Source organism: Variovorax sp. SG517, assembly GCF_013376045.1.
GTDB lineage: Bacteria > Pseudomonadota > Gammaproteobacteria > Burkholderiales > Burkholderiaceae_C > Variovorax.
In genome coordinates this window covers 48920-61808 of sequence record NZ_JABMJG010000009.1, presented here as the reverse complement: position 1 = coordinate 61808, position 12889 = coordinate 48920, and the positions used below count along the sequence as shown (strand labels likewise).

11 protein-coding genes are annotated in these 12889 nt (G+C 68.3%); all 11 read left to right on the top strand.

Going from position 1 to position 12889, the window contains the following annotated elements; translation table 11 throughout:
• Positions 1–10 precede the first annotated feature (10 nt).
• The 11 genes from nirD (at position 11) to FHT32_RS25250 (ending at position 12805) form a co-directional block, all read left to right on the top strand.
• On the top strand, positions 11–409 hold the full coding sequence (nirD, locus tag FHT32_RS25300; RefSeq protein ID WP_176667350.1) for a nitrite reductase small subunit NirD: 399 nt from the start codon (positions 11–13) through the stop codon (positions 407–409).
• Between the two features lie 3 nt (positions 410–412).
• Positions 413–3208, top strand: a complete 2796-nt coding sequence (locus FHT32_RS25295) for a nitrate reductase (protein ID WP_176667349.1) — start codon at positions 413–415, stop codon at positions 3206–3208.
• A 179-nt stretch (positions 3209–3387) separates the two neighbouring features.
• A complete protein-coding gene (gene ybiB / locus FHT32_RS25290; RefSeq protein WP_176667348.1) occupies positions 3388–4299 on the top strand; it encodes a DNA-binding protein YbiB in 912 nt (303 codons plus the stop codon).
• Positions 4296–5105: a uroporphyrinogen-III C-methyltransferase gene (gene cobA, locus FHT32_RS25285; RefSeq protein WP_176667347.1), complete on the top strand. Its 810-nt coding sequence runs from the start codon at positions 4296–4298 to the stop codon at positions 5103–5105. Before ybiB ends, cobA begins: the two co-directional genes overlap by 4 nt.
• Before the next feature lie 86 nt (positions 5106–5191).
• Entirely contained in the window at positions 5192–6310 is a 1119-nt protein-coding gene (locus FHT32_RS25280; protein WP_176667346.1) for an ABC transporter ATP-binding protein, read from the top strand.
• 77 nt (positions 6311–6387) lie between these two features.
• Positions 6388–7653 carry a PotD/PotF family extracellular solute-binding protein gene (locus FHT32_RS25275; RefSeq protein ID WP_176667345.1) on the top strand — a complete coding sequence of 422 codons (1266 nt, stop codon included), beginning with the start codon at positions 6388–6390 and terminating at the stop codon, positions 7651–7653.
• A 140-nt stretch (positions 7654–7793) separates the two neighbouring features.
• Entirely contained in the window at positions 7794–8711 is a 918-nt protein-coding gene (locus FHT32_RS25270) for an ABC transporter permease (RefSeq protein ID WP_176667344.1), read from the top strand.
• 1 nt (position 8712) lies between these two features.
• Positions 8713–9603 (top strand): ABC transporter permease, encoded by an 891-nt coding sequence (locus tag FHT32_RS25265; protein WP_176667343.1) that lies wholly within the window; start codon positions 8713–8715, stop codon positions 9601–9603.
• Between the two features lie 63 nt (positions 9604–9666).
• Positions 9667–10791, top strand: a complete 1125-nt coding sequence (locus FHT32_RS25260) for a sterol desaturase family protein (protein WP_176667342.1) — start codon at positions 9667–9669, stop codon at positions 10789–10791.
• Positions 10791–11579 (top strand): YaeF family permuted papain-like enzyme, encoded by a 789-nt coding sequence (locus FHT32_RS25255; protein ID WP_176667341.1) that lies wholly within the window; start codon positions 10791–10793, stop codon positions 11577–11579. Before FHT32_RS25260 ends, FHT32_RS25255 begins: the two co-directional genes overlap by 1 nt.
• Positions 11576–12805: an NAD(P)/FAD-dependent oxidoreductase gene (locus tag FHT32_RS25250; RefSeq protein ID WP_176667340.1), complete on the top strand. Its 1230-nt coding sequence runs from the start codon at positions 11576–11578 to the stop codon at positions 12803–12805. Before FHT32_RS25255 ends, FHT32_RS25250 begins: the two co-directional genes overlap by 4 nt.
• The last annotated feature ends 84 nt before the right edge of the window (positions 12806–12889 follow it).

Below are 12889 nucleotides of genomic sequence, written 5' to 3'. Positions count from 1 at the left end.
GAGTCCCACCATGAGCGACTGGAAAGTGATCTGCCGCATCGACGACATCCCCGTGCTCGGCGCGCGCCGCGTGACGCGCCCGGCCGGGCTGGACGTGGCCGTGTTCCGCAATTCCGAGAACCAGGTGTTCGCGCTGCTCGACCGCTGCCCGCACAAGGGCGGCCCGCTGAGCCAGGGCATCGTGTTCGGCACCAGCGTGGCCTGCCCGCTGCACAACTGGGCCATCGGGCTGGACGACGGCTGCGCCAAGGCGCCCGACGAGGGCTGCACGCCGAAGTTCGCCGTGAAGGTGGAAGACGGCGTGGTGCATCTCGACGCGGCCGAGCTGGCCACGCACGCCATCGACCTGGAGCGCCCGAGCGCGGGCCCGAAGCCTTTCGCGGTGCTGTCCGTTCTTCCGCTGGAATAACCCATGACGCGGGAGACCCGGTCCACCTGCCCGTACTGCGGCGTCGGCTGCGGGGTGATCATCGAGTCGAGCGGCGACGAGATCACCGGCGTGCGTGGCGACCCGGAGCACCCGGCCAACTTCGGGCGGCTGTGCACCAAGGGCTCGACGCTGCACCTCACGGCCAGCGCCACGGTCACGCGCCAGACGCGGCTGCTGCAGCCCATGCAGCGCCTCGTGCGCGGCGAAGCGCCCTCGGTCGTCGCCTGGGACACCGCGCTGGACAACGCCGCCGGCAAGTTCGCGCAGGTGATCCGTGACCACGGCCCCGACGCGGTCGGCTTCTACGTGTCGGGCCAGCTGCTGACGGAGGACTACTACGTCTTCAACAAGCTCGCCAAGGGTTTGATCGGCACCAACAACATCGACACCAACTCGCGCCTGTGCATGAGCAGCGCGGTGGCCGGCTACAAGCAGACGCTGGGCGCCGATGCGCCGCCGGCCTGCTACGACGACCTGAAGGACGCGCACTGCCTCTTCATCGTGGGCAGCAACACGGCCTGGGCGCACCCGATTCTTTTCCGCCGCATCGAGGACGCGAAGGCGGCCAACCCGGCGCTGAAGATCGTGGTGGCCGATCCGCGCCGCACCGACACGGTCGAGATCGCCGACCTGTTCCTGCCCATCCAGCCCGGCACCGACGTGATGCTGTTCAACGGCATGCTGCACCTGATGCTGTGGGAGGGCTGGACCGATGCGAAGTACATCGCCGCGCACACCAGCGGCTTCGATGCGCTGAAGGCCACGGTGCGCGAATGCACGCCCGACAAGGTGGCGCAGGTATGCGGCATTTCCAAGGACGACCTGCTGGAGGCAGCACGCCTGTTCGCCACCTCCCCCGCCACGCTGAGCCTGTACTGCCAGGGGCTGAACCAGTCTTCCAGCGGCACGGCGAAGAACGCCGCGCTCATCAACCTGCACCTGGCCACCGGCCAGATCGGCCGCGCCGGCGCCGGGCCCTTCTCGCTGACCGGCCAGCCCAATGCGATGGGCGGTCGCGAGGTGGGCGGCCTCGCCAACCTGCTGAGCGCCCATCGCGACCTGGCCAACCCCGACCATCGCGCCGAGGTGGCCGCGCTCTGGGGCGTGCCCTCCGTGCCGGAGAAGCCGGGCAAGACGGCCGTGGAGATGTTCCAGGCGGCAGCCGACGGCGAGATCCGCGCGCTCTGGATCGCCTGCACCAACCCGGCGCAGTCCATGCCCGACCAGGCCACGGTGCGGCGCGCTCTGGAGCGCGCCGAGTTCGTGGTGGTGCAGGAAGCCTTCGCCACCACCGCCACCTGCGCCTTCGCCGACCTGCTGCTGCCCGCGACCACCTGGGGCGAGAAGGAAGGCACCGTGACCAACAGCGAGCGCCGCATCTCGCGCGTGCGCGCGGCAGTGCCGGCGCCGGGCGAGGCACGCAACGACTGGTCGATCGCGGTGGCCTTCGCCCGCCGGCTCGAACGGCAGCTGGGCCGCACCTTCACGCTGTTCCCGTACGAGACGGCCGAGTCGGTCTGGAACGAACACCGCGAATCCACGCGCGGGCGCGACCTCGACATCACCGGCCTGAGCTACGCGATGCTGGAGAGCGCCGGCCCACAGCAATGGCCGCTGAAGGAAGGCGAAGACACAGGCCGCGCGCGCCTCTATGAAGACGGCGTGTTTCCCACGCCAGACGGCCGCGCCCGCTTCGTCGACACCGTCTACAAGCCCGTGGCCGAGGCGCGCGAAGCCCGCCACCCCTTCTCGCTGAACACCGGCCGCCTGCGCGACCAGTGGCACGGCATGAGCCGCACCGGCACGGCCGGGCGCCTGTTCGGCCACGTGCCCGAGCCCGTGGTGCAGATGAATGCGCAGGACATGGCGCGCCGCCAGATCGGCGAAGGCGACCTGGTGCACCTGACCTCGAAGCGAGGCTCGATCATGCTGCCCGCTCGGGCCAGCGCCGAGGTGGGGCTGAGCCAGGCCTTCGTCGCCATGCACTGGGGCGAGGAATACCTGAGCGGCGTCTCCTCGAACGGCACGCGGCTGGCGGGCATCAACGCGATCACCACGCCGGCCTTCTGCCCTACCTCGAAGCAGCCGGAGCTGAAGCACGCGGCGGTGAAGATCCTCAAGGCCGAGCTGCCGTGGTCGCTGCTGGCCATGGCCTGGCTGCCCGATGGCGAGGCGCTGGCGGCGCATCGCGCGCTGCAGCAGGCGATGGCGCTGTTTCCTTTCGCGACCTGCGTGCCGTTTTCCGGCAACACGCAGGGCACCGAGCGCACGGGCATCCTTTTCCGCGCCGCCGCGCACGACGCGCCCGACGACGCGCTGATCGAGAAGATCGAGACGCTGCTGGGCCTTCAGGCCGCCGACGCGCTGCGCTACGCAGACCGCCGCCGCGGCCAGCGCCGCTCGGCCCGGCTGGTGCGCCGTGCCGACGGCAGCGCCGGCCTCGAAGCCTTTCTGCTGGGCGGCGACACCAGCGCCGAGGCTTGGATCGCCACCCTGCTGCGCGAGGAACTGCCCGCCCAGAGCTACGGCCGCCTGCTGCTGTCGCCGGGCTCGAAGGCGCCGGTGGCGGTGCAGTCGCGCGGCAAGACGGTGTGCACCTGTTTCAGCGTGGCCGATGCGGCGATACAGACCGAGCTGGCGCGCTGCGCCGGCACGCCGGACGAACGGCTGGCCAAGCTGCAGGGGGCGCTGAAGTGCGGCACCAACTGCGGCTCGTGCATTCCAGAGCTCAAGCGGATGGTGCGGGCGACGCCGGTCGAGGCGGAGGCGCTGTCGTGATGCGCCCACAACCTGCTCCCTCCCCCTCTGGGGGAGGGCTGGGGTGGGGGCACGACAGCGCCACCATGCCGGCGCCGCTTGCCCCCATCCCGGCCTTCCCCCAGCGGGGGAAGGGGCAAAACCCATGCATAAGCCGACTCACATTCCGGCATAAGCGTTGCAGGACAATCCCCCTACCCATGGGAATCAGCCAATACATCAAGGAAATCGGCCGTGGCGCGCGGGGCGCCAAGCCGCTCACGCGCGAGCAGGCCACCGACCTGTTCGGCCAGGTGCTGGACGGCACCGTGACTGACCTCGAGATCGGCGGCTTCTGCCTGGCCATGCGCATCAAGGGCGAAACGCCCGAGGAGATGGCCGGCTTCCTCGATGCCACCCATGCGCGGCTCCAGATGATCCCTGCCGGCGACCGCCCGCTGATCGTGCTGCCCAGCTACAACGGCGCGCGCAAGCTGCCGGTGCTCACGCCGCTGCTGGCACTGCTGCTGGCGCGCGAGGGCCTGCCGGTGCTGGTGCACGGCAGCGCCAGCGAAACATCGCGCGTGCTGGCGTCGAACGTGCTCGCGGCGCTGGGACATGCGCCGATGACGGCCATCCGCCCCGTCGCCAATGGCGAGGCGGCCTTCGCGCCCACCGAACTTCTGAACCCCGCGCTCAAGCGCCTGCTCGACGTGCGCCGCGTGGTCGGCCTGCGCAACCCGGGCCACAGCGTGGTGAAGCTGATGCAGCCCACCGCCGGCCCGAGCCTCGTGGTCGCCAGCTACACGCATCCCGAGTACGCCCGCGTCATGGCCGAGACCTTCGAGCTGACGGGCATGACCGCCCTGCTCTCGCGCGGCCTCGAAGGCGAAGTGGTGTCGGACCCGCGCCGCACCGCGCAGATCGACGGCTTCGTGCGCGGCGTGCGCACCGAGCTGCAGTCGCAGCAGGCCGGCACCGCATCCGAAGTGCCGGGACTGCCGAAGGAAATCGACGTCGCCACCACCGCCGGCTACACGCGCCGCGTGCTGGACGGCGAGCTTCCCGTGCCGGAGGCCATCGCGACGCAGGTCAGGCACATCACGCAACTGGCATTGGCATCCCACGCATGAACAACGACAACCCCACCTCCCTCATCGCCGGCCGCTGCACGCTGGTGGGCGCAGGCCCCGGCGACCCGGAACTGCTGACCATCAAGGCCGTGAAGGCGATCCAGGCGGCCACGGTGCTGCTGGTCGACGACCTCGTGAACGACCAGATCGTGCAGGCCTACGCCCGGCCCGGCGCGCGCATCGTGCACGTGGGCAAGCGCGGCGGCTGCAAGAGCACGCCGCAGGCCTTCATCGAGCGGCTGATGATCACCGCCGTGCGCGAGGGCGAGACGGTGGTGCGCCTCAAGGGCGGCGACCCGTTCATCTTCGGCCGCGGCGGCGAGGAGGTAGAGCACCTGCGCGAGGCCGGCATCGAATGCGCTGTGGTCAACGGCATCACCGCGGGCCTCGCGGCCGTGACCACGCTGGGCGTGCCGCTCACGCACCGCGACCATGCACAGGGCGTGGTGTTCGTCACCGGCCACGCCAAGACCGGCGCCGGCGCCGCCGAAGACCCGACCGACTGGCGCGCGCTGGCCGCGACGGCTTACAACGCGCGCCTCACGCTGGTGATCTACATGGGCGTGTCGGGTGCGGCGCACATCGAGCGCGAGCTGCTGCACGGCCTGCCGGCCGAGACGCCGGTGGCGGTCATCCAGCACGCGAGCCTGCCGCACCAGAAGCACATCGCGACCACGCTGGGCAGGCTTCAGGACGGCATCGCCGAAGCGGGCATCGCGAGCCCGGCGGTGATCGTGGTGGGCGACGTGCTGCGCGGGCTGGCAGCGGCCGAGACAGCGGTGGGCGCGACCAGGTTCGGCACCTGAACCGCACCTGACCAGGGCGGCGCCAGTGCAAGCGGCGCGGGCGCCGCGCACCACAACGTGGCATGGATCGTGCTCAGCGATGGGCAATGAATGCAGCCGCCACGCCTGAACCCGCCGCCGTCGAGATCGTCGCTCTCACCAAGCGCTACGCCCCGGGTACGCCAGCCGCCGTCGACCGGATAGACCTGCGCATCGCCAGCGGCAGCTATTGCTGCCTGCTGGGGCCCTCGGGCTGCGGCAAGAGCACGACCCTGCGCATGATCGCGGGGCACGAGTCGGTCAGCAGCGGCGACATCCTGCTGGACAACCGCAACATCACGAACCTGCCCGCCGCTGCGCGCGGCACGGCGATGATGTTCCAGAGCTTCGCGCTCTTCCCGCACCTTTCTGCCACCGACAACGTGGCCTTCAGCCTCAAGATGAAGGGCGTGGGCAAGGCCGAGCGCCACAAGCGCGCGAACGACCTGCTCGAGCGCGTCGCGATGGGCCACCTTGCCGCGCGCAAGCCGGGTGAGCTTTCCGGCGGCCAGCAGCAGCGCGTGGCGCTGGCGCGTGCGCTCATCACCGAGCCGCGAGTGCTGCTGCTCGACGAACCGCTTTCCGCCCTCGACCCCTTCCTGCGCATCCAGATGCGCGCCGAACTGCGGCGCTGGCAGAAGGAGCTGGGCCTGACCTTCATCCACGTCACGCACTCGCAGGAAGAGGCGATGGCGCTGGCCGACACCATGGTGGTCATGAACCACGGCGTGATCGAGCAGGTCGGCTCGCCGCACGCGGTCTACAACCATCCGGCGAGCGAATTCGTGGCGCGATTCATGGGCGGCCACAACGTGTTCGACACGCCCGCCGGGCCGATCGCGGTGCGCAACGACCGCATGCGGATCGCAGCCGCCACGCAGGCAGCAACGGATGGAGCCCTCGCAGCCACTGTCACCGACGTCGAGTACCAGGGCACCTACGTCCTGCTCGGGCTGGCGCTCGATGGTGCCGCCGCCGGACGCCAGAACGTTTCGGTGCTGCTCAGCGAAGCCGCTTTCCTCGCGCGCCCCTATGCGCACGGCGAGGCGGTGCACCTCTCTTGGGCCGAAGCCGACGCGCGCGTGCTCGGCCCCGGCGTCAAGCCGCCGAGCGAGCGGGCACCGGCACCCACCGGTGCCGAAGCCGCCCGGCAGGACGACACCGCCGTGCTCGCCGTTCCCTTCTGAGCGCCCGCGCCTCCCGCTTTTCTCCGCGTTCGTTTCCCTTCACCTTCCTTTTTCTTTCTTCAATGGAGACCCTGCCCATGACCGATTCCATCGACAACAACGGCCTCAAGCGCCGCACCCTGCTGCAAGGCACCGCCGGCATCCTGGCCACGGGCATCGCACCCTTCGTGCATGCGCAGGAGAAGGTCGTGCTGCGCTATCTGGGCACCGCGGTGAACCAGGACAAGGCGATCGCCGAGAAGTTCAAGGCCGACACCGGCATCGAGATCCAGTACGTGGCCGTGACCACCGACGACGTGACCAAGCGCGCCGTCACCGCGCCCAACAGCTTCGACCTGATCGACACCGAGTTCTTCTCGCTCAAGAAGATCGTGCCCACGGGCAACTTGAAGGGCATCGACACCAAGCGCGTGAAGAACGCCGGCAAGATCACCTCGCTCTTCACCAAGGGCGAAGTGGCCGGCAAGAAGGTGGGCGACCAGGGCACGGCGCCGGTGAAGGTGATCTACCTCGAAGGCGAGAAGAGCAAGGCCTTCGCCAAGTCGGCCACGCAGTACATGTCGCTGATCCCGACCACCTACAACGCCGACACGCTGGGCATCCGCCCCGACCTCATCAAGCGCCCCATCGGCTCGTGGGCCGAGCTGCTGAACCCTGAGTTCAAGGGCAAGGCCGCGATCCTGAACATTCCCTCGATCGGCATCATGGACGCCGCGATGGTGGTGGAGGCCAAGGGCATCCACAAGTACGCCGACAAGGGCAACATGACCAAGGCCGAGATCGACCTGACGATCAAGACCCTGATCGAGGCCAAGAAGGCCGGCCAGTTCCGCGCGCTGTGGAAGGACTTCAACGAATCGGTGAACCTGATGTCCTCGGGCGAGGTGGTGATCCAGTCGATGTGGTCGCCCGCGGTCACGGCCGTGCGCAGCAAAGGCATCGACTGCACCTTCCAGCCGCTCAAGGAAGGCTATCGCGCCTGGGCCTCGGGCTTCGGCCTGCCGGCCACGCTCTCGGGCAAGAAGCTCGACGGCGCTTATGAATTCATCAACTGGTTCCTCGACGGCTGGGCCGGCGCCTACCTCAACCGCCAGGGCTACTACAGCGCCGTGCTCGACACCGCCAAGACCAAGATGGAAGCCTACGAGTGGGCCTACTGGATGGAAGGCAAGCCCGCCGCGCAGGACATCAAGAGCCCGCAGGGCGACGTGATCGCCAAGGCCGGCTCGGTGCGCGACGGCGGCAGCTACGAGCAGCGCATGGGCGGCATCGCGTGCTGGAACGCGGTGATGGACGAGAACGAATACATGGTGAGGAAGTGGAACGAGTTCGTGGCCGCCTGACGGCGGTCCACGAACTCGACCCCCAGGCTGCGCTTCGCTTCGCCACCCCCCTGTAAGGGGGCGACACCTGCGGCCCGGCAAAGCCGGTTCCGCGGTGTCCCGCGAACGGGCATCGCTTCGCTCGCCCTTGGACATAACCTATGAGTACTCCCATCGCGTCCGGCCATGCCGCCACAGCTCCCGTTCACGCCGTGAAGGCCTGGTGGCAGGCGGCGCCGTTCGCGCTGGTGTTCCTGCTGTTCTTCCTGATTCCGCTGGGGCTGGTCGCGATGGTCAGCCTGTGGAACTTCAACGAGTACGAGCTGATACCGGCGGTCACGCTGCGCAACTACCTGAGCCTGTTCGAGGGCTGCTCGCGGCTCACCGACAACGGCGATCTCTGCGTCACGCTGAACACCTACCTGAGCACCTTCAAGTTCTGCCTGCTGGTGTGGGGCATCACGCTGGTGATCGGTTTCTCGGTAGCGTACTTCCTGGCCTTCCACGTGCGCTCGTCGACCATGCAGACGGTGCTGTTCGTGCTGTGCACGGTGCCGTTCTGGACATCGAACGTGATCCGCATGATCTCCTGGGTGCCGCTGCTGGGGCGCAACGGGCTGGTCAACCAGGCGCTCATGGGCATGGGCCTCGTGAACCAGCCGGTCGAATGGCTGCTGTTCTCCGACTTCTCGGTGGTGCTGGCCTTCGTGCACCTGTACACGATGTTCATGATCGTGCCGATCTTCAACAGCATGATGCGCATCGACCGTTCGCTGCTCGAAGCGGCCAGCGACGCCGGCGCCTCGGGCTGGCAGACGTTGTGGAACGTGGTGGTGCCGCTGTCGCGCACCGGCATCCTCATCGGCTCGATCTTCGTCATCACCATCGTGATGGGCGACTTCGTCACCATCGGCGTGATGGGCGGGCAGCAGATCGCCTCGATCGGCAAGATCATCCAGGTGCAGACCTCGTACCTGCAGTTCCCGCTGGCGGCAGCCAACGCCATGATCCTGCTGGCCGTGGTGCTGATGATCATCTGGGGCCTGACCCGGATGGTCGACATCCGCAAGGAGCTCTGAGATGCAGACACCCATCGGCGCCCATCGCGCCCCCGGCTTCTGGCCGCTGGCCACCGTGTTCGGGCTTTTCGTGCTGTTCCTCTACGGCCCGATGATCACCATCTTCGTGCTGAGCTTCCAGGGGCCCGAAGGCGGGCTGACCTTTCCGCTGCGCGGAGTGTCGCTGCACTGGTTCCACAAGCTGGCCGAAGGGCTGGGCACGGTCGACATCGGCGCGGCCTTCAGGCGCTCGCTGGCGCTGGGCGCGGTGGTGATGGGGTTCACCGTGGTGCTGTCGGTGCTCGCCGGCCTCGCGTTCCGCAAGAAGCTCGCGGGCAGCAACGCCCTCTTCTTCGTGACGGTCGCGAGCCTCATCATGCCGTCGATCATCATTTCGCTGGGCATCGGCCTGCAGTTCCGGCTGATCGACACCGGCATCAAGAGCGTGCTGACGGCGATGGACGCCACCTCGCTGCTCGAAGGCTACGGCACCGCGCTGGGCCTGTTCAGCTCAGCGCTGGGCGCGCACCTGACGTGGACGCTGCCTTTCGGACTGCTCATCATGTTCGCGGTGTTCAACCGCTTCAACCCCGCCTACGAGGAAGCCGCGCGCGACCTGGGCGCCACGCCCTGGCAGACCTTCCGCTTCGTGGTGCTGCCGCTCATTGGCCCGTCGATCGTGGGCATCGGCATGTTCGGCTTCACGCTGTCGTGGGACGAGATCGCCCGCACCTCGCAGGCCATCGGCGACGTGAACACGCTGCCGCTCGAACTGCAGGGGCTGACGTCGACGGTGACCACGCCTTCGATCTATGCGCTGGGGACGGTGACGACGGTGGTGTCGCTGCTGGTGATGGCTGTGGCGCTGGGTGCGGGTGCACTGCTGCGGCGGCGCTCCATCCGCAGAAGGTAAGCGTTTTCCGGCAGCCCCCTCTAAAATCGCGCCCCGACAAAAACACAAGCGAGAGAGGCGGAAATGCTCGAAAAACTCAACGAATTCACGGAAAGCCACGGCGAGCTGCGTCGCGGCAAGGGGCTGGTCACCGGGACCATCGCGCTGAGCCTGGCCATCCTGTGCTTCCTGGGCGTGCTGGCCTTCCACTTCCCGCAGTACCTCACGACGCCGGAGTTGCGCAAGAGCTACAACGTCGACGTGATGCGCATCATCCTGCTGACGGCGCTGGTCATCTCGGGCGGGCTCTCGCTGGTCAACATCATCTTCAACCGCTCGCGCTGGCTTTCGTCGGCCGCGTTCCTGCTGGTGGCGGCCTCGGCCCTGCTGGGCGGGCACAAGGTGCCGGTGCACGACTTCGCGGACAACACGCCCTACATCGGGCTCGACTGGTTCATCCTCGACCTGCTGGGCTCCTCGCTGATCTTCATCTTCATCGAGAAGCTGTTCGCGCTGCGAAAAGACCAGCCGGTGTTCCGCGAGGAGTGGCAGACCGACTTCCACCATTTCGTGGTGAACCACATGATCGTGGGCTTCGTGCTGCTGGCCACCAACCTGATGGTGCACAAGCTCTTCGGCTGGGCGGCCAACGACGGCATCCGGGGCTGGGTGAGCAACCTGCCCTTCTGGGCCGGGCTGCTGCTGATCATCCTGGTGGCCGACCTGGTGCAGTACTGGACGCATCGCGCCTACCACGAGGTGCCGGTGCTGTGGCGCCTGCACGCGGTGCACCACAGCGTGAAGAGCATGGACTGGATGGCCGGCTCGCGCCAGCACATCCTGGAGCTGCTGATCACGCGCACCCTGGTGCTGGCGCCCATCTACGTGCTGGGCTTCAGCAAGGACGTGATCGACGCCTACATCGTGGTGGTGGGCTTCCAGGCGGTATTCAACCACTGCAACGTGAGCGTGCGGCTGGGCCCGCTGCGCTACCTGATCGTGACGCCCAACTTCCACCACTGGCACCACAGCCAGGACCAGGAAGCCTTGGATAAGAACTACGCGGCGCACTACGCCTTCCTCGACTACATCTTCGGCACCGCCGTGAAGAGCACCAAGCTCTGGCCCGAGAAGTACGGCGTGCTGGGCGACTACGTGCCCAACGGCTTCTTCAAGCAGCTGAAGTTCCCGTTCGTCTGGAAGGGCTGATGCGCATCGCTTTCCGGGCCGCCGCGGCCATCGCTGCCGCGGGCGCCGCCCTGCTTCTCGCGGCCTGCGCCACGCGCCTCGACCTGCCCACCAAGGATGCCGGCCTGCGCCTTCGCGTGCAGAGCTCGGTTATCGCGCCGGGCAACGGCGGCGAGCTCATCGCCGCCGACGCGCTGGCGCCGGGCGACATCCTGCTGACCTCCATCGCCACGGTGAACTCCTTCGGCATCCGGCTGGGCACCTTCTCGCCGGTGAGCCACGCGGTGCTGTACCTGGGCGACGGCCAGATCGCAGAGGCCGTGGGCACGGGCGTGCGCGCGCGGCCGCTCGCCGAAGTGGTCGATGAGGAACAGATGGTCGTGGCCTTCCGCGTGCCGGGCGTGGACGACGCCGGCGCCGCGCGCCTGCGCGAATGGGCGCTGTCTCAGGTCGGCACCAGCTACAACACCGTGGGCGTGCTGCTGAACGCGCCCTTCGTGCTGAACCGCCGCCTGTGCGAGCTGCCGCTGGTGCCCACCGCCGTCAGCCACTACTGCATGAGCGGCCTGGCCATGGTGCAGCTGGGCGCGAGCCGCGACGACCAGTTCTTCTGCTCCCAGTTCGTGCTGGAAGCGTATCGCCAGGTAGGCATGCCGATCACCAATGCCGACCCGCGCTGGGTGAGCCCGGCCGACCTGCTCCACATGCGCGAGGGCGACGTGCCCTCCATCGCCGCCACGCAGCCGCTGCGCTACGTCGGCCACCTGAAATACAACCCGCCGCCGATCCTGGCGGCAGACGGCCCTTGAGCGCGGCGAAATTCGACGCTGTCGTGATCGGCGCCGGCGCCGCCGGGCTCTTCTGCGCCGGCGTGGCGGGCCAGCGCGGGCTGAAGGTGCTGGTGGTGGACCACAGCGAGAAGGTGGGCGAGAAGATCCGCATCTCCGGCGGCGGGCGCGCCAACTTCACCAACCGCGACCTGGACGTGCGCGCACCGCAGCGGCACTTCATCGGCGACAACCCGAATTTCTGCCGCTCGGCGCTGTCGCGCTATGCGCCGCAGCAGTTCATCGAGCTGGTGCAAAAGCACGGCATCGCCTTTCACGAGAAGCACAAGGGCCAGCTCTTCTGCGACGGCTCCTCGCAGCAGATCGTCGACATGCTGTTGGCCGAATGCGCGGCGGGCGGGGTCGAGCGCTGGCAGCCGTGCAGGATCGGCGAGATCACGTTTTCCGCCGGCAATGCAGACGGCAAGAGCGCTGGCAGCTATCGAATCGAGAGCAGCCGGGGCCCCATCGAAACGCCGAAAATTGTGGTCGCCACAGGCGGCCTGTCGATCCCCCAGATCGGCGCCAGCGACTTCGGCTACCGCGTCGCCGAGCAGTTCGGCCTGCGGATGGTGGCGCCGCGGCCCGCGCTGGTGCCCCTGACCTTCGGCGGCGAGGCCTGGGCGCCGTACGCCGAACTGGCCGGGCTGGCGCTGCCGGTGCGCATCGAGACCGGCGCCAAGAAGGAAAAGATGGCCTTCCTCGAAGACCTGCTCTTCACCCACCGGGGCCTGTCGGGCCCGGCGGTGCTGCAGATCTCGAGCTACTGGAAGCCCGGCGCGCCGCTGACGCTCGATTTCGCCCCCGGCGTGAACGTGGCCGAGGCATTGGGCGAGGCCAAGCTGCGGTCGAAGAAACGCATCGCCAACGAACTGGCCGCCCTGGTGCCCTCCCGGCTGGCGGACGCCTGGGTCGGACAGGACCCAGCCCTGCAGCGGCCGGTCAACGAGGCCGCCGACAAGGCTCTGGCGGCCCTGTCGGAGCGCATTTCCCGCTGGCAGATCATTCCCAGCGGCACCGAGGGCTACAAGAAGGCCGAGGTCACGGCCGGCGGCGTCGACACCCGCGACCTGTCGTCCCAGACGATGGAATCGAAGCAGCCGGGCCTGTACTTCATCGGCGAAGTGGTCGACGTGACCGGCTGGCTGGGCGGATACAACTTCCAGTGGGCCTGGGCAAGCGCACATGCGTGCGCCCAGGCCCTCTGACCTTCTCGCCCCCTTCAGAGACACCGAGGAACCGGCTTTGCCGGGCTTCAGGTGTCGCCCCCGGCGAGGGGGTCGGCGAAGCGA

Bases quoted from the DNA above. Each gene is read 5' to 3' on its own strand.
- nirD (WP_176667350.1), top strand. From the start codon at position 11: ATGAGCGACTGGAAAGTGATCTGCCGCATCGACGACATCCCCGTGCTC.
- FHT32_RS25295 (WP_176667349.1), top strand. From the start codon at position 413: ATGACGCGGGAGACCCGGTCCACCTGCCCGTACTGCGGCGTCGGCTGC.
- ybiB (WP_176667348.1), top strand. From the start codon at position 3,388: ATGGGAATCAGCCAATACATCAAGGAAATCGGCCGTGGCGCGCGGGGC.
- cobA (WP_176667347.1), top strand. From the start codon at position 4,296: ATGAACAACGACAACCCCACCTCCCTCATCGCCGGCCGCTGCACGCTG.
- FHT32_RS25280 (WP_176667346.1), top strand. From the start codon at position 5,192: ATGAATGCAGCCGCCACGCCTGAACCCGCCGCCGTCGAGATCGTCGCT.
- FHT32_RS25275 (WP_176667345.1), top strand. From the start codon at position 6,388: ATGACCGATTCCATCGACAACAACGGCCTCAAGCGCCGCACCCTGCTG.
- FHT32_RS25270 (WP_176667344.1), top strand. From the start codon at position 7,794: ATGAGTACTCCCATCGCGTCCGGCCATGCCGCCACAGCTCCCGTTCAC.
- FHT32_RS25265 (WP_176667343.1), top strand. From the start codon at position 8,713: ATGCAGACACCCATCGGCGCCCATCGCGCCCCCGGCTTCTGGCCGCTG.
- FHT32_RS25260 (WP_176667342.1), top strand. From the start codon at position 9,667: ATGCTCGAAAAACTCAACGAATTCACGGAAAGCCACGGCGAGCTGCGT.
- FHT32_RS25255 (WP_176667341.1), top strand. From the start codon at position 10,791: ATGCGCATCGCTTTCCGGGCCGCCGCGGCCATCGCTGCCGCGGGCGCC.